This window comes from Pedobacter yulinensis, from assembly GCF_003029735.1.
GTDB lineage: Bacteria > Bacteroidota > Bacteroidia > Sphingobacteriales > Sphingobacteriaceae > Pedobacter > Pedobacter yulinensis.
Genome location: NZ_KZ686273.1, coordinates 38383 through 56338 on the forward strand (window position 1 = coordinate 38383; position 17956 = coordinate 56338).

The following is a 17956-nucleotide window of genomic DNA, read 5'->3' on the forward strand; positions in this document are numbered from 1 at the left end:
GGTCGGGGGCGTTTATGCGTTTGCCGCCGCTTGTTTTCTGATGATGTTCAATGCACCACCGGCTTTGAACCACTCAATTTGCTGTGCATTGTAGCTGTGGTTTACTGAGATCTGCTCTGACGAACCGTCGGCATGGTTCAGAACCAGTGTAAGTGAACGGTCTGGAGCAAATTCCGTTAGGCCGATAATATCGATGACGTCATCTTCGTGGATTTTGTCATAATCATCTTTGTCTGCAAAGGTCAGCGCAAGCATGCCCTGTTTTTTCAGATTGGTCTCGTGAATACGGGCAAATGACTTGACAAGCACTGCACGTACGCCCAGATGACGCGGTTCCATGGCTGCATGCTCCCTTGACGAACCTTCACCGTAGTTTTCATCGCCAACAACGATTGAGCCCAGGCCTGAAGCCTTGTAATCACGCTGTGTAGCCGGAACAGGTCCGTACTCGCCGGTAAGCTGGTTTTTAACGGTGTCGGTCTTGTCGTTGAAATAGTTCACCGCGCCGATCAGCATATTATTTGATATGTTGTCCAGGTGTCCGCGGAACTTTAACCATGGGCCTGCCATTGAAATGTGGTCGGTGGTACATTTACCTTTGGCTTTGATCAGAAGTTTCAGACCTTTCAGATCGGTTCCTTCCCAGGCTGCGAACGGATCGAGCAGCTGCAGGCGGTGCGAGGTTGGCGATACAATGACCTCCACGCTGCTGCCATCGGCTGCAGGTGCCTGGTAACCGGCGTCTTCTACGGCAAAACCCCTTGTTGGAAGTTCGTCGCCTGCAGGCGGGTCAAGTTTAACCTGCTCGCCCTGCTCGTTGGTCAGGGTATCTGTGATCGGGTTGAAGCCCAGGTCGCCGGCAATAGCCATAGCTGTTACCAGCTCAGGAGAGCCTACAAATGCATACGTGTTCGGATTCCCGTCGGCACGTTTTGCAAAGTTCCGGTTAAAGGAGTGTACGATCGTGTTTTTTTCCTGCTTCTCAGCACCTACACGGTCCCACATACCAATACAAGGTCCGCAGGCGTTCGTAAATACGGTTGCACCAATATTGTCGAGAACATCCAGGAAACCATCGCGTTCAATGGTATACCTGATCTGCTCAGAGCCCGGGTTGATGCAGTATTGCGCTTTTGTCTTCAAGCCTTTGGCAGAGACCTGGCGGGCAACGCTCACCGCACGCGAGATGTCTTCGTACGAGGAATTGGTACATGAGCCGATCAGTCCCACTTCGATTTTCAATGGCCAGCCGTTTCTTTCTGCTTCCTCTCTCATTTTTGAGATCGGGGTAGCCAGATCCGGGGTAAAAGGACCATTCAGATACGGTTCCAGTTCATCGAGGTTGATCTCGATTAACTGGTCAAAATATTTTTCAGGATCAGCATATACTTCGCTGTCGCCGGTCAGGTGTTCCCTGATGCCGTTGGCCAGGTCAGCCACTTCCTCACGGCCGGTAGCCCGCAGGTAGCGCTCCATGCTGTCGTCGTAACCAAAAGTAGAGGTGGTTGCGCCTACTTCAGCACCCATGTTACAAATGGTGCCTTTTCCGGTACAGCTCATGCTGGTAGCACCGTCGCCGAAATATTCCACAATTGCACCTGTTCCGCCTTTTACGGTCAGGATACCGGCTACTTTCAGGATAACGTCTTTTGCCGAAGTCCAGCCGTTCAGTTTACCGGTCAGTTTTACACCGATCAATTTTGGAAACTTAAGCTCCCAGGGAAGGCCGGCCATCACATCACAGGCATCTGCACCGCCAACACCGATAGCAACCATACCGAGACCGCCTGCATTTACAGTGTGCGAGTCGGTACCGATCATCATGCCGCCCGGAAATGCATAGTTTTCAAGCACAACCTGGTGAATGATTCCTGCGCCTGGCTTCCAGAAACCAATGCCGTATTTATTGGATACCGAGGAAAGGAAGTCGAAAACCTCCTTGCTCTCTGTCCTGGCATGCGGAAGGTCGATCGCAGCACCTTCTTTTGCCGTGATCAGGTGGTCACAGTGCACGGAAGATGGTACGGCTACTTTGGGCCTGCCGGCCTGCATAAACTGAAGAAGTGCCATCTGAGCCGTTGCATCCTGCATTGCTACGCGGTCAGGTGCGAAATCTACGTAATCTGACCCACGCGAAAAGGCCTTTGTCGGGTTCCCGTCCCAAAGGTGTGCATACAGAATTTTCTCAGAGAGTGTTAAAGGCCTGCCAACTACTTTCCTGGCAGCCTCAACGCGGCTGCCAAAGTTTGCATAAACCTTTTTAATCATGTCTATGTCGAATGCCATTGATGTTATGTTAAAAGGTAATACTATACTTCAAATTGTGCGAATTTACGAAAAATACCCTGCAGCAGACATCATTGCACGGTCATTGTATTATTTGGAAGTAATCTAAATAACCTGGTTTGTCCGTTTTCGCGCACTACCTGTACATTACCGAACACCGCAGCCTGCGACTTTGTTCATTCCGGGCCCTGAAGGCCCTGAGCAGGCTTCGCACTGCTCTGGCATGCCTTTGGCAGGGCGGGCATGACTACAGCGCACTGAACGTGTAACCTGCAGCCAGCAGGTGTTCAATGCTGCGCGGAAGTGCGTACTTTAACCGTTCAAACGCTTTGAGGCTGTCATGAAACACAATGATCGAACCGTTGGTGGTATGCCGGGTCACGTTATGAAGGCATTGCTCAGGCGAGAGCTGTACATCGAAATCACCGCTGAGGACGTCCCACATCACGATGTCAAGACCGGGATGCTGCTGGCGCAGCGCCCGGGCCTGAGATTTTTTGATGCGCCCGTAGGGCGGGCGGAATAACGGCGTTTGTGTAACCTGCTGACACTGATTGAAGTTGTCCAGGTAACTGTCGGTTCCCGTTTTCCAGCCTTTAAGGTGGTTAAAGGTGTGGTTGCCGATCGCGTGGCCTTCATCACGCACCTGCAGGTAGATCTTCGGGTGCCGGATGATGTTCTCGCCGATACAGAAAAAAGTGCCTTTGACGCCGAAGCCTTTCAAAGTTTTTAAGACGAAGGGTGTAACATCGGGTATAGGCCCATCGTCAAAGGTGAGATAAACAATTTTCTGATCACGGTCTTTGTGCCAGGTTAAAGACGGATAATACCACCTGAGCAGCCTTGGGGTCTTGACGAGATACATAACTCAAAGGTAACAAAATGGGGTGGTGTACTTAAAAATTTACAGATAAATAAAGTTGTTTATACTATAATTGTGAAAAGTAACATATGAGAACTGCTACATACAAAGGCCTGGTTTCTAGCGTATTTTTGATTGCTGCCCTTACGGGCGGCTCCATTGTAAGCGCTACCGCACAGGAAGTGCTGACCATTCAGGAGGCGATAGACAGAACCCTGAAAAATAACCTGACCATCAAGCAGACCGGTTTAAACGTTTCCCTGGCAGAAGTTGATCTGACGCAGTCGCGTGCTGCGGTCTATCCAAGTTTGAATGCTGGCATTAACCAGAATATGAACTGGGGGCGTAGTCAGCAAGCATCGGGTGTCTTTGAAAATACACAGAATTATCAAGCCAGCTCAAACGTATCAACAAGCCTCGATGTATTTGGTGGTTTTGCCAAGATCAATACGATCAGACAAAACCGGTTGTTGTTAGACGCAGGCCGGAGTAACCTGGAAAAGGCTAAAAACGATCTGATTCTCCAGGTCATGACCGCCTATTTTCAGATCGTTTTCAATACCGAGCTACTGAAATCGACCGAACAGCAACTCATCGTTGCCAAACAGACGCTCGAACGTGAACAGGCCCTGTTAGATGCCGGCAACAAAACGCTGGCTGATATTTCCCAGGCGAAGGCCCAGGTTGCTACGGCCGAACTCAACCGTACAGATGCAGAAAATGCGCTCACAATTTCCTACCTGACGCTTAACCAACTCATGGAGATCAGGCCGGAAGACGTAAAGCCTTTCAGCGTGAAGGCGCCTACCGCCGAAGAGATTATCCAGAATGTGAATCTCCAATCGGTAGAAGAGGTTTACAGAACGACCATTTCAGTCTTTCCGGACGTGAAAGTTGCGGAGTTGAACCGTCTTGCTGCAGAAAAGGGGATCGACATTGCCAAAGGCTCCATGTATCCCAGAATCAGCCTGAATGCCGGACTTGGCTCCTTATATTTTTACAGGTTTAACCTGCCGGTCGATTTCTCCAATCCCAATTTCAATTCGCAGCTTCGCGACAACTTTGGCCAAAACCTGGGCATGTCTATCCAGATCCCGGTCTTTAATGGCTTGCAGGCCCGTTCGGGGGTAAGGCGTGCAAAGATCAACTATGAAAATGCAAAGATCGAGGAGCAATGGACAAAAAATAACCTCAACAAAGTGGTTTCGCAGGCTATAGCTGATCAACGCGCAGCCATCAGCCGGTACAGCTCGACACAAAATACGCTGCAGGCTCAGCAGGATGCGTTCAATGTTATCGAGCAGCGTTATAATGTAGGTTTGGTCAATTCCCTTGATTACAACATTTCCCGCACCAACAGAAATAATGCTGAAATTGACTTTATCCGCGCAAAATATGATCTTCTTTTCCGCGCTAAAGTTATAGACTACTACCTCGGCAAACAGATAACTTTTTAAAACCAAACAAGGCAATACAATAAATTATGAAATTGAAGCACATCTTAATAGTACTGGGAATTATCCTCGCCATTGTCATCGGCCTGAGCCTGGCAGGTGTCATCGGCGGTGATAAGACTGAAAAGGTCACGGTTGAAAAAGCATCGGCACGCAAAGTGATCGAAACGGTTACCGCCAGTGGCAAGATTCAGCCCGAAACAGAGGTTAAACTAAGTTCTGAGGTTTCAGGTGAGGTCGTGGAACTGCTTGTCAAAGAAGGTGACCGGGTTAAAAAAGGACAGCTGCTTTGTAAAGTACGTCCAGATGTACTCCAGTCAGGCTATGAGCGGGCCGTTGCATCGTACAACACGCAAAAAGCCAACTTGTCTGCATCCGAGCAGCAGCTTAAACAGGCACAGGCCACATTTGTAAATACCGAAGCCACGTATAAAAGAAACGTCGAGCTGTTCAAAAAGAAGGTGATCTCTGCATCTGAATTCGATTCTGCGAAAGCCGCCTATATGGCTGCACAGGCTGATCTGGCAAGGCTGCGGGCCAACGTTCAGGGCGCCCGTTCGGGCCTGAATGAGTCAGGGGCGAATGTAAAAGAGGCCGGCGCAAACCTAGCCCGTACCACGATCTTTGCACCGGTAGACGGCGTGATTTCTAAACTTTCGGTAGAGCTGGGCGACCGGATCCTGGGAACTGTGCAAAACGCAGGTACAGAGATCATGCGCATCTCGAACCTGAGCACCATGGAAGTGAATGTGGATGTGAATGAGAACGACATTAACCGGGTTAACCTGGGCGACAGCGCCACCATCGAGGTCGATGCCTTTGCAGACAAGAAGTTCCGGGGCGTGGTGACTGAGATTGCAAGTTCCTCAAAGGACATCGGAACCGCCGCCGCCAGCAGCTCGGTAGACCAGGTAACGAACTTCGTCGTGAAGGTGCGTATCCTGCCAGAATCTTATGCTTCTGTCAAGCTGGGCGCCAAAGACCTCCCTTCGCCTTTCAGGCCGGGGTTGTCAGCTACGGTCGACATCCAGAGCGAAGCCGTCAACGGACTTTCTGTTCCTATCCAGGCGATCTTTACAGATACCAAAAAAGCAGCAGAAACCTCAGGCCGCGATGGCCGTCCGGAGCAGCAGGACAGCCAGGAAAAAAATAAGCTGAACGACAAGACGATCAAACAGTATGTTTACCTGTACAACAACAACGGTACGGTAAAAAAGGCCGAAGTAAGCACCGGCATTCAGGACGATCAGTACATCATTGTAAAAACAGGCCTGAAGAAAGGGCAGGAGATCGTAACCGGGCCTTATTCTGCCATTCAGAACAAACTGAAAGACGGTATTAAAGTACAAAAAACGTCTAAAGACCAGCTGTTTAACAAAGACGCTAAGAAGTAGGCAGGCGCAGCTCGTGTTAAAGTATTAACTTGTCCCGGTTTAAAACATTAGACCGGGACTTTTTATTATCCATACATGAGGCCTAAAATAGCCATGATCGGAGGCGGGAGCTGGGCGACCGCCATGGTCAAAATGCTGACCGACAACCAGACCGAAAAAGAGGTCTTCTGGTGGATGCGCAATGAGGAAGCGATTTTGCACGTCCGGAAATACAAGCACAACCCCAATTACCTCAGCTCTGTAGAGGTCAGAGTGCCTGACGGCAATATTTCATCAGACCTGGGGTCTATTGTCAGGCACGCAGATTACCTGGTGATGAATGTTCCGGCTGCATTTCTGAAAGAAGCGCTGAACGGCCTCGACGCTGCTGCGCTGAAAGGAAAAAAGATAGTTTCGGCCATTAAAGGCATCGTGCCCGATGAGAACCAGATCATAGGCGAGTTCATGCACGAAAAATATGGTGTTCCGCTGCAGGACATTCTGGTCGTCAGCGGGCCCTGCCATGCCGAAGAGGTTGCTCTTGAAAAACTCTCCTACCTGACCATTGCCTGCACCGATACGGCGGCGGCGGCGGTGTTTGCCGACCTGCTGAATACGCGCTACATCAAGACAAATGTATCTGAAGATATATTCGGTACTGAATATGCCGCCGTACTGAAGAACATTTATGCAGTGGCCAGCGGCATTTGCCACGGGGTTGGTTATGGCGATAACTTCCAGGCCGTACTCATTTCGAATGCCATCAGGGAGATGAAAGATTTTGTAGAGGCGGTACATCCCATCACACGGGATATCAAAGAGTCTGCTTATCTTGGCGATCTCCTGGTAACGGCTTACTCGCAGTTCAGCAGGAACCGGACTTTCGGCAATATGGTGGGCAAAGGGTATACGGTAAAATCGGCGCAGCTGGAAATGAACATGATCGCAGAAGGTTATTACGCGTCTCGCTGCCTGCACCTGATCAATATGCAATATAACGTAGACATGCCGATTTGCCGGGCGGTGTATCGCATTCTTTATGAAAAGCAGTCGCCCGTTATAGAAATGAAGCTGCTTGCCGAGCAGCTCAGCTGACAAACAAATCCTGGCAGCCGTTGTTTATTGAACAAAATTCAAAGGCTATGAAAAGAAAATACATTGTTGGCTTGCTGACGCTCGCTTTTGGCGTCCTGGCCACGGTTACTGTGCAGGCACAGACAAAAGTGGAAAAGGCTGCCGAAAAAACCGGTAAAGCGGTAGAAAAAGGCGCAAAGGCAGTCGGCAATAAAACGGCCGAGGTTGCCGTAAAAGGCAGCGCAAAAGTAGCTGACAAAACCTGGAAAGGCAAAATGGCACCCGATGGCTCAAACGTTTATATCGATGCTGACAACAAGAAATATTACGTCAACAAAAAAGGAGCGAGGATTTACCTGAAACCTTCACAGATCAGAACCCGGCCGGCAGGGGAATAAAAAAAAGGCCTGGCAAATTTGCCAGGCCTTTCTGTTTTTATCAGCTTACCACTTTTTACGGCGGCTGCTTTCTTTTTTGTTGTAACTGCCGGTACGTTCAGAGCGGCCTTTGCCTGAAAAATCCCTGAAACCGCCGCCATTGCCATCGCGTCTGGCGCCGAAACTGCGGCCGCCTTCCCGGCGGGCACCGCCGCCACCGCCACCACCAAAGCCATGGCTTTCGGCGTCGCCGGAACGTTCAATGCGCACATCGCGTCCGTTGAATTCTACAGATTTGAAACCGCTGAAAACTTTATCCACAACGTCATTTTCAACTTCGAAGAAAGAGAAAACGCCTTTCAGGTCAATTTTCCCAACACTTTTTCCACTGATCTTCGAATGGTTGCATACGAACGACAACATGTCGCCACGTGTAAACTCATCTACGGCACCCAAGTTAATGAACAAGCGGGTATAGCTGCCATCGCGCGCAGAACCCCGGCGTTCACCTCTTTCGCCTCTGTCACGTCTGTCTTCACGATCCGGGCGCTCCCCGCGCTCGTAAGGCGCTGCGTTCAGATCAGGTGCATCGCGGTAGTATTCCAGGAAGCGGTTGAACTCAAGCGAAGCGAAACGTTTGATCACCTCTTCCTTGTCCAGGTCCTTGAACTCATCCATAATGCGCGGAATGTACTGTTCAATCTGACCTTCATTCACTTCAACTTTCTGAACCCTGTGGATCAGCGAGAACAGCTGTTTTTCGCAGACTTCGAAGCCGCCGGGTACCTCTGCCTTGGTAAATGATTTGCCGATAATGCGTTCAAGCTGGCGGATCTTTCCGGTCTCTTTGGCATTAATGATACAGATAGATACACCTGATTTGCCGGCGCGGGCCGTCCGGCCGCTTCGGTGGGTGTAACTTTCAATTTCGTCGGGCAGAGAATAGTTGATCACGTGTGTTACGTTGTTCACGTCGATACCGCGGGCAGCCACATCTGTGGCAACGAGCAGCTGCATGCTGCGGTCGCGGAACCGGTTCATTACCTTATCCCGCTGCTGCTGCGACAGGTCGCCGTGAAGTGCATCGGCATTGTAGCCGTCCTTGATCAGTTTTTCGGCAACCTCCTGGGTATCCAGTTTGGTTTTGCAGAAAACAACGGCAAAAATGTCTGGGTTAAAATCAACGATACGTTTAAGTGCATCGTACTTTTCACGCGCACGGACAACGTAATACTCGTGTTCGATATTTACGTTGCCGCTGTTTTTCGTGCCCATTGTCATTTCTACAGGACTGTCCATGTAGTTTTTGGCAATTCTGCGCACTTCAGCAGGCATGGTGGCCGAAAAGAGCCATGTTTTTTTGTCTTCAGGAGTCGTCGAGAGAATCTCGTTGATGTCTTCCTGGAAGCCCATGTTGAGCATTTCGTCGGCCTCATCGAGAACGACGTAATTAACATTGGCAAAATCGATCGCTTTGCGACCAATGATGTCCAGCATGCGGCCGGGCGTGGCCACAACGATCTGAACACCGCTCCTGATTTCGCGCAGTTGCTGCACGATGCTTGCACCGCCGTAAACGGCTACGATGTTCGCATTACTCAGGTTTTTGGAGAAATTTTTAAGGTCGTTTGCAATCTGAAGGCAAAGCTCGCGGGTCGGGCACAAAATCAGTGCCTGCGGCTTGTTGCTTTTAAAGTCGATTAATTCCAGCAGCGGTAAACCGAATGCTGCTGTTTTTCCTGTACCTGTCTGGGCCAAACCAACAAAGTCATTATTGCCTTGTAACAGTACCGGAATCGCTTGTTCCTGGATGGGCGTAGGTTGCTCGAAACCGAGCTCCTTTATGGCATTAACGACATCATCACTTATCCCCAATAATTGAAATGGGTTTATCATGTCTTATTTTATTAAGGCGCAAAGGTACGCTTAATTTCCCGCATTTTTGGCGATGCGCGAAAATAGGCCGTCATCGCATCTGCTTCATAATCAGCAAAAAATGACACGTTGTTGGGCTTTTTTGCTTCCAGACAGATTAAACCGGGTTTTTAACGGCGTAAAAGGTGTCAGGGTTACCAAAAAATTATGGCCGTATGACACAGCGCCTGCCGATTCTCGGGCGAGAGCAGGACAACGCCTACCGAAGCCTGTCTGCAGAACGGATCAGTTTTTCGTCTTTATTGATTCCCCGGATGGCCAGGATATTCAGCAGCACGGCAATTGCCGGGCAGAACGCACCCGGTCCGTAAGCGGCGCCCTCAAGTCCGCCCGGAAGGTTTTGCGCCTCGACTGCACACCAGCCAACAAAAACGAACGACAGGAAAATCGTGGCGATGCAAACCCTTTTCTGGATGCGGCGGTTGCGAAACCTGAAAATATTGACCAGGCAAAGCAGCGTCAGCACGATGTTCAGCACGATCAAGCCGACAGATACCGATACTTTCTGCCCCGATCCTGCTGCACCCTCGGTCAGGGAACTGATCCCGATTGTATAGAAATGATGCGTTACACCATTGACCTGCTGACTCACCACCGGTAAAAAAAACATGGCCACAAAAACCAGGCAGGCAAGAAGCAGCCAGACAGATTGTATTCGTTGTATCATATCAATTTAATAAAACCTGGGCAAATATATTTAAAACGAAAGCCCGCAGCCTAAATATAGATAAAAAAGTATTTTTGCATCACTTTGAGCACCACGCGTTACTTTATAGAACTTGCTTACGACGGCACACCTTACCATGGCTGGCAGGTCCAGCCCAATGCGGTGACCGTGCAGGAACTGCTGGACCGTGCGCTCAGTACATGTTTTCGTACGCCGGTGGCCACTACAGGCTGCGGCCGCACAGATACCGGGGTGCATGCCACGCAGTTTTACGCTCATTTTGATCTGCCGGCAGCAACAGCAGGTGCCGAAAACCAGGTGCATGCGGTTAATGCCCTGCTGCCTTACCAGATCGCGGCCCGGCGGCTGTTTGCCGTCCCGGCTGAAGCCCATGCCAGGTTTGATGCCACATCGCGTACTTACCATTACCTGATCCATTTTAATAAGGACCCTTTCAGGCACCAGCGATCCTGGCTGCTGCGTGAGCGGCCTGATGTCGAGGCTATGAACGCGGCTGCCGCACTGTTGCTGCAGTACACTGATTTTTCATGCTTCAGCAAGGCCAATACACAAACATTTACCAACAATTGTTCGATTAGCCAGGCCTGCTTTACAGCGGTTGACGGGGGCCTGCAATTTACCATTACCGCCGATCGTTTTCTGAGAAACATGGTGCGCGCAATCGTAGGCACCCTGATGGAAGTAGGCCGCGGCCGGTTATCGGCCGAAGGCTTTGCGGCTGTTATTGAGCAAAAAAACCGCAGCAATGCGGGGCAGTCTGTGCCCGCCTGCGGACTTTATCTCGTTCACATTTCTTATCCCTACCTGACCTGATGGCTGCAGTATCCGGCGATGCATACGATTTTGGATTAATGAAGCGAATTTTCCGCTATGTAAAACCCTACCGGCGAATTTTTGTCTGGTCGGTCGCCCTGACCGTTCTCCTCGCCGCAATCGCCCCTGTACGGCCCTGGCTTATCAAACATACGCTCGATGCCTATATTCTGCCAGGGAAGTACACTGGACTGGTGATGATGATGGTGGCCATGCTGGTTGCCCTGCTCCTGCAGACATTGGTACAATACCAGCACACGCTGCTGACCAACCAGCTTGGCCAGTCTGTGATCAGGGACCTTCGCATTGCCGTATTTAACCACATTACAAAACTCAGACTCAAGTTTTTTGACAAAACGCCCATCGGTCAGCTGATTACCCGCACCGTTTCTGACCTGGAAACCATTGCCGATATATTTTCAGAAGGGCTTATCGTGATCATTGGCGACATTCTGCAGGTGATTGTCATTATCGCCTGGATGAGTTTCGTTGATTGGGAACTGACGGTGGTGGTCCTGCTGCCCATGCCGTTGCTGCTGGTGGCTACACGCATTTTTCAAAAGGCGATCAAATCAGCGTTCCAGTCGGTGCGCGCAGAGGTTTCCAACCTGAATACGTTTTTGCAGGAGCATATAACCGGCATTTCGATCATCCAGTATTTTGCCCGTGAAAAACAGGAGTTTGGCAAGTTTAAACAGATCAATGCCCGCTACCGCGATGCAAATATCCGGTCTAACTGGTACTACTCCATCTTTTTCCCGGTTGTCGAGATTATTTCAGCCATGTCGCTGGGCCTGTTGGTCTGGTATGGCGCAAAGAGCATTTTATCCAAGCCCATGAGCGTAACGCCGGGCACTATTGCCGAATTTATCCTGTTCATCAATATGCTGTTCAGGCCCATCCGGGAGCTGGCAGATAAATTCAACACCCTGCAAATGGGGATGGTTGGCGCAGACCGGGTCTTCAAGGTGCTCGATACCAAGGAACAAACGCCCGATACCGGAACGCTGGCCCCGGAACAACTGCAGGGCAATGTGCTCTTTGACAAGGTGTGGTTTGCCTACACGGATGAGAACTTTGTATTAAAAGATCTGTCGTTCGAGGTACGCGCGGGCGAAACCGTGGCCCTGGTGGGCGCTACCGGTGCCGGAAAGTCCTCGACCATCAATATCCTGAACCGGTTCTATGAAATTGCCCGTGGCCGTATCCTGCTTGACGGGCAAGACATACAGGCTTATCAGCTTGATTACCTGCGCCGCAACATCGCGACGGTTTTACAGGATGTTTTTCTTTTTTCAGACAGCATTCTTAACAACATTACCCTTGGCCATACCGGCATCAGCATGGAGACAGTGGTCGATGCTGCCAAAAAGGTAGGGGCCCATGACTTTATTGAGCGGCTGCCCGGCGGTTACCAGTACAATGTCATGGAGCGCGGCGCAACGCTGTCTGCCGGTCAGGCACAGCTGATCTCTTTTATCCGTGCGCTTGTACATAACCCTGCCATTCTTGTGCTGGACGAAGCCACTTCTTCTGTCGATACCGAAACAGAACTCATGATCCAGCATGCCATCAATAACCTGATGCAGGGCAGAACCGCGATCGTCATTGCCCACCGGTTGTCGACCATTCAGAAAGCCGACAAGATCATTGTACTCGATAAGGGAGAGATCAAGGAAATGGGTTCACACCATGAGTTACTGCGCATGAACGGCTATTATAAAAAATTATACGATCTGCAGTTCAGTTCTGCCGGAATTGACAAGCAAGGCCGGTAAGCCGGCCGAGTGCTTTTTTGTGTATATTTGGTTTCCAGCCGCCTGAACCTTGCATGAACCTGTAGACATAACTAGTACGGAACTCTTTCAACTGATTGGGCAGGGCGACGAGCAGGCCTTTGCTACGCTGTACGACCGGTATTGGGAATCACTGTTTAGCCAGGCTTGCAAACGGCTCAACGACCCCGAAAAAAGCCGGGACCTGGTTCAGAACGTATTCATGGACATTTGGAACCGCCGCGGCACACTTCGCGTTGACCAGCCGGAAGCTTACCTGCGCACAGCCATCAAATTTCAAGTGCTGAAGGAAACAAGCCGTAAAACAGGCTATTTTACAGAAGTATTCGAGCATGAACTGATTTCCGGAATCCGAGCAGATGATATACTTGTTGGTCGGGAACTGGAATACCTGTTAAAACTTTTTATTGCTGCCCTGCCAGCCAAACGCCGGCAGATTTTTCAGATGCATTATCTCGAGGCCCGCAGCACTGCTGAGATTGCACTAAGCCTTGGACTGAATAGGAAGACTGTTCAAAACCAGTTGCACACGGCAAGCCAGGCATTGCGCCTGAGATTGCAGCAGCTTTTTATGATTTCCGCCATGTTCGGCTGTTTTTTTAAATAATTTCCGTTTTTTTTTCAGGCTACTAAAAAATATTCAAGATTTTTTTGGGACATTTTTCGTTTCGGCGTACTTCTTCTTAAAAACCAGCAAAAATGAAGTCGCGTACATTCAGAAGAATCTTCCATGCCATGCTTCGGCGGCAGGCAGCCGGTAAGGCGAACCCGCAGGAGCAGGAATTTCTCGACGCCTACTACGATCATTTTGAGCAGAGACCGGGACCAATTCCTGCGCCTGAACAGGTACAGGAATTGGGTAAGGCCATGCGCAGCCAATTGCTGGAACAAATCGGCAGGTCAGGCACCGAAAGTCCGTTTATCAGGCGTCGCTTGGTGCAAATTGCGGCTGTCGCAGCGGCAGTACTGCTTGTTGCAGGCTTTTACTTTCTCACCGCTGAAAAGCCAACAGGGCATGCCTTTACACATTTGAACAAACAACATGGCAACGATATTGCGCCGGGCGCCGACGCAGCCATGCTTACGCTTTCAGACGGAACAAAAGTTGTTCTGCATGCAACCGGCGGCAGCGAGATCGTTGATCCGGCCGGGGTACGGATTGCCAGGTCTGCCTCTGGCCTATTAAAATATACGGGTGTGACCGGTCAGGGCGCGGCGAACACTTACAACCGGATCGAAACCCCGCGGGGCGGGCAGTTCAGGATTATTCTTCCTGATGGCACCAAGGTATGGCTGAACGCCGGTTCATCGCTCCGCTACCCTGCGGCATTTGACCGCCGCCGCCCTTCGCCGCGAGTAGTTGAGCTGGAAGGTGAAGCGTATTTCGAGGTGGCACACCACACCGCTGCCAATGGTAGCCGCCTGCCTTTTAAAGTAAACAGCAATGGGGCCGGGCAACTGGCGCAGGGCGTAGAAGTGCTGGGCACTCATTTCAATATCAATGCCTATTCCGATGAACCCGTTGTGCGCACCACACTGCTTGAGGGCCGGGTTCGCGTGCAGGAGCAGCAGGGCGCCAGTATGCTGCTTCCGGGGCAGCAGCTGGAACGCTGGGCGGGTGGAAAGCAGGTTCGCCAGGCAGACCTGACCGCAGCTGTGGCCTGGAAAAACAACCAGTTTATGTTCAGCAATACCACGTTATCAGAAATACTCCGGCAGCTGGGGCGCTGGTACAATGTAACGCCCGAGACCAGCAGCCTGACCGACAAAAAACGCTATAGCGGGATGATCGGTCGCAATGTGAACCTCTCGCAGGTGCTGAAAATGCTCGAATTAACCGGTCATGTCCGCTTTACGCTGGGACCAGAGCGCCGGTTGCAGGTCAGCACCTTAAATCCATAACGAATTAAACCACAAACAAACTATAATGATGAAACCAGAACCCATTACTGAAGCGGGGCAGCCCCAGCCTTCGGGACGGCGGCCGCGGCAAAGGGGTCGAATTGCTTTGATACTGCTCATGCTGTTCTCCCTCCAGCTCTCTGCTGCCGCTTTTTCCCAGCGGCTTAACCTGACCGGAAAGAACAAGCCTCTGGAGCTGATGCTGCGCGAGGTGAACCGGCAAACCGGCTACTTTTTTCTTTACGACATTGACCTGGTCAAAAAGCAGGCACTACCCGTTACCGTGCAGCTGAAAAATGCGAGCCTGGAAGATGCGCTAAACGCCATCATGCAAGGGCAGCCCTTTAACTGGGAGATCAGGGAAAATACCATTTTGCTCAAACCGGCTGCAGCTGTAGCTAAACAGGAACCGGTTCGCGTTCGGGGCAATATCGTAGACGAAAACGGCACGCCGCTTCCCGGCGCCACGATCCGTGTAAAAGGTGGCGGGGCTACCGCAAGTGCACAACAGGATGGTTCTTTTTCAATCTCCGCGCCAGCAGGTGTGGTTCTCGTTGTCAGTTACATCGGATATCAAAGCCGTGAATTCACGGCCCGGGAAAACGCCGGGACGCTGCAGCTTAGCCCGCTGTCGGGCAACCTGAGCGAAGTAACGGTAACCGGCTACACCAGTTACCTGAAAGACCAGTCGCCAAGCGCAGCGAAAACGGTTGCTGCAGAAAATATTAACCAGGTTCCCGGCCTCACCATAGACCAGATTCTGCAGGGAAGGGTATCCGGTATGAGCGTTATTTCCAGCTCAGGGCAGCCCGGTCAGAGTGCGGCAGTCACAATTCGCGGAATCGGCAGCGTGAATGGTTCCTCGACACCGCTTTATGTGCTGGATGGAATCCCGATCGAACCGGGTTATTTTCAAACACTCAATCCGGAAGATATTGAAAGTGCTACCGTGCTGAAGGATGCATCGGCAAAGGCGCTGTATGGTTCACGGGGCTCGAACGGGGTAGTGGTTTTGACGACCAAGAAAGGGCAAGCCGGAAAGTTCTCCGTACAATACAACTCACAATACGGTTTTTCGAACCTGAGCAGGCCCAATTTTACCATGATGAATACCGAGCAGCGGCTGCGTTTCGAAGAAGGTGTGGGCGTCGACTTTGGCCGCAACATTGGCCCGGGCTGGACCTATTCGCCGAAAAATCCCAACTATACTTCGGGGACGGCTCAATTCAGGCAACGAGCTGATTTTATTCTGGACAGCTTGCGGAAGATCGATACCGACTGGCGGGACATTTTTTTTCAGCGCGGCAAATTCCAGGAGCAGCAGCTCAGCCTGAGCGGCGGAAATGAGAACGTCAGGTATTACAATTCATTCAATTATTACGACCAGGAGGGTGTTGCCAAACGCACGGGAATGGAACGGTACGCGCTGAGGAGCAATGTAGACTTCAAAGCCGATAAATTCTCAGGCAATGTCAATGTGTCGCTGGGTTATTCCAATTCAAGTTTCACCGAAGGCGAGGGCGGAACAGGAGCGGGCACGGCCATGGCCTCGGTCTATTATGCGCTGCCTTATGAATACCCTTACGCGGCAGATGGTACGCTGGTACATCCAGGCAACCGGTCTGCTTATTTCATCGTAGACCAGCGCGAGGGGAGCCAGGGTCTGGAGCGCCTCCTCAACTCGTCAAACAAAACCGATCAGCTGAAATCCATCATCGGAACGACGCTGGCGTACCAGATTCTTCCTTCGTTAAAGGTGAGTACACGCGCAGGCATTGACTACCGCAATTCGACCGATGTATTGTTCATCAACCCAGACTCGTATTACGGATCGAGAAGCAATTCGAACACCCTGGGCGGCAAAGGCCGGTTTGACGAAGGCACGCGCCGGAACTTCAGCATCGTTTCCACAACAGGTCTGACCTACAATAAATTGTTCTCGGGTCTTCATGACGTAGAGGTTTCCGGGTTTTACGAATACAACTACAACAATTATAATTCTTTCGGTTTTACGGGCTTTGGCATAGACGGGCGCCTGCCTGAAACGCCCGCAGGCGTAACCAATGGCAGTGCGGCATTCCTCCCGGGCATCAGCGGCGGCAAAACGCGAAGTGCATTGGCTTCGTTCATGACAGTCGGGCGGTACACCTACAATAACAAATATACCCTGACTGCAAGTTACCGCTATGATGGATCGACGAAGGTGGCGCCAAAGAACAAATGGCATGGCTTTTACTCGTTCGGCGCGAACTGGAACGCCAAGGCTGAAGATTTCCTGCGCAACGCAGACTGGTTGTCTGACCTTCGCGTCAGGGCCAGTTACGGTACCACGGCCAGTCAGCTTTCGGGCGATTTCAATTACCTGGCACAATATGACACCCAAACCTCTTACGGCGGGGTGACCGGCATCAGGGCGAGAACGCCGGGCAATATTGATTACGACTGGGAATATGTAGATGAGTTTAACGTTGGGCTTGACGCTGCCTTCTTTAAAGGCAGCCGCCTCCGGATCACGGCTGATTTTTACAACCGCATTACCCGGAATATGTTCTTTGACCAGCCGCTTTCTGCCACTTCAGGATTCGATGTGCTCGCCTTGAGTTCCGGGAAAATGCGCAACCGGGGTATCGAGTTTGAAGTAAACGGCGATGTATTAAAGTCAGCTAACTTTACCTGGAGTCTTGGGGTAAACGCCGGTTACAATAAGAACACCATCCTGTTCCTGACGCCGCTGGCCGAACAACTGACCGATGGCGATACCAGGATCTTCAAGGTTGGCTTGCCATACGGCACTTACTACGCGCCTGACTGGGCAGGCGTGAATCCGCAAACCGGGGAACCACAATACTATAACCTGGACGGAAGCGTTACGACCACTTATAACGCGGCAGCGCAAAGCACCACCAATTCGGGATCCTTGTACCCTTCTTTTACCGGTGGCTTCAATACTTCGCTTCGCTGGAAAGGTTTCAGTGCTGGCGCGCTGTTTTCTTTCGTAACCGATGTGATGCGCTGGAACAACGAGGATTTTTACAATGAAAACCAGCGTTATGCAACCAGCAACCAGTCGGTCAGGATGCTGGAAGACCGCTGGATGCGGCCGGGCCAGGTGGCGACTTTGCAGCGGTTTGATATCCCAAGGAACTACACTTCTAAAGACATCCAGGATGCATCTTTCCTGCGGCTCCGAAACCTGAATATCGGCTACAACCTACCGGCAGGTTTGCTACAAAAAACCCGGCTGATCAAGGCCGTGCGCCTTTTTGCCCAGGGTCAGAACCTTTTTACCTGGACCAAATGGCGCGGACTCGATCCGGAAAACAACAGTGTGTACGGACGTTTCCAGTACCCGAACACACGGACCTATACACTTGGCCTGAATGTTAATTTATAATG

The 17956-nt window shown here is 51.0% G+C and carries 13 protein-coding genes; 9 read left to right on the forward strand and 4 right to left on the reverse strand.

What is annotated here, in order from left to right; genetic code table 11:
- Positions 1-12 precede the first annotated feature (12 nt).
- Positions 13-2286, reverse strand: a complete 2274-nt coding sequence (locus C7T94_RS18605) for an aconitate hydratase (protein WP_107217511.1) — start codon at positions 2284-2286, stop codon at positions 13-15.
- Positions 2287-2533: 247 nt separating this feature from the next.
- Complete coding sequence (locus tag C7T94_RS18610) at positions 2534-3151, reverse strand: polysaccharide deacetylase family protein (protein ID WP_107217513.1); 618 nt, start codon at positions 3149-3151, stop codon at positions 2534-2536.
- 86 nt (positions 3152-3237) lie between these two features.
- On the opposite strand from C7T94_RS18610, the gene C7T94_RS18615 reads away from it, so the two are divergent.
- From C7T94_RS18615 to C7T94_RS18630, 4 genes are all read left to right on the forward strand, one after another.
- Positions 3238-4605: a TolC family protein gene (locus C7T94_RS18615; protein WP_107217515.1), complete on the forward strand. Its 1368-nt coding sequence runs from the start codon at positions 3238-3240 to the stop codon at positions 4603-4605.
- 26 nt (positions 4606-4631) lie between these two features.
- Positions 4632-5996: an efflux RND transporter periplasmic adaptor subunit gene (locus C7T94_RS18620; RefSeq protein WP_107217517.1), complete on the forward strand. Its 1365-nt coding sequence runs from the start codon at positions 4632-4634 to the stop codon at positions 5994-5996.
- A 75-nt stretch (positions 5997-6071) separates the two neighbouring features.
- Positions 6072-7070 carry an NAD(P)H-dependent glycerol-3-phosphate dehydrogenase gene (locus C7T94_RS18625; protein ID WP_239495071.1) on the forward strand — a complete coding sequence of 333 codons (999 nt, stop codon included), beginning with the start codon at positions 6072-6074 and terminating at the stop codon, positions 7068-7070.
- A gap of 47 nt (positions 7071-7117) precedes the next feature.
- Complete coding sequence (locus tag C7T94_RS18630; RefSeq protein ID WP_107217519.1) at positions 7118-7447, forward strand: hypothetical protein; 330 nt, start codon at positions 7118-7120, stop codon at positions 7445-7447.
- A 45-nt stretch (positions 7448-7492) separates the two neighbouring features.
- On the opposite strand, the gene C7T94_RS18635 is transcribed toward C7T94_RS18630, so the two are convergent.
- Both C7T94_RS18635 and C7T94_RS18640 read right to left on the reverse strand, forming a co-directional pair.
- The gene (locus C7T94_RS18635) at positions 7493-9322 is read right to left on the reverse strand and encodes a DEAD/DEAH box helicase (protein ID WP_239495072.1); all 1830 of its coding nucleotides are present in this window, start codon (positions 9320-9322) and stop codon (positions 7493-7495) included.
- 238 nt (positions 9323-9560) lie between these two features.
- Positions 9561-10028 carry a DUF4293 domain-containing protein gene (locus C7T94_RS18640; RefSeq protein ID WP_107217521.1) on the reverse strand — a complete coding sequence of 156 codons (468 nt, stop codon included), beginning with the start codon at positions 10026-10028 and terminating at the stop codon, positions 9561-9563.
- Between the two features lie 84 nt (positions 10029-10112).
- Between C7T94_RS18640 and truA the strand changes: the two genes are divergently transcribed.
- From truA to C7T94_RS18665, 5 genes are all read left to right on the forward strand, one after another.
- Entirely contained in the window at positions 10113-10862 is a 750-nt protein-coding gene (gene truA / locus C7T94_RS18645) for a tRNA pseudouridine(38-40) synthase TruA (RefSeq protein WP_107217523.1), read from the forward strand.
- Positions 10862-12640, forward strand: a complete 1779-nt coding sequence (locus C7T94_RS18650; protein ID WP_107217526.1) for an ABC transporter ATP-binding protein — start codon at positions 10862-10864, stop codon at positions 12638-12640. Before truA ends, C7T94_RS18650 begins: the two co-directional genes overlap by 1 nt.
- A gap of 49 nt (positions 12641-12689) precedes the next feature.
- Positions 12690-13265, forward strand: coding sequence for an RNA polymerase sigma factor (locus tag C7T94_RS18655; protein ID WP_107217528.1), 576 nt, complete (start codon positions 12690-12692; stop codon positions 13263-13265).
- A gap of 92 nt (positions 13266-13357) precedes the next feature.
- Entirely contained in the window at positions 13358-14560 is a 1203-nt protein-coding gene (locus tag C7T94_RS18660; protein WP_107217530.1) for a FecR family protein, read from the forward strand.
- Positions 14561-14585: 25 nt separating this feature from the next.
- Positions 14586-17954, forward strand: a complete 3369-nt coding sequence (locus C7T94_RS18665; RefSeq protein WP_239495073.1) for a SusC/RagA family TonB-linked outer membrane protein — start codon at positions 14586-14588, stop codon at positions 17952-17954.
- Positions 17955-17956: the final 2 nt, after the last annotated feature.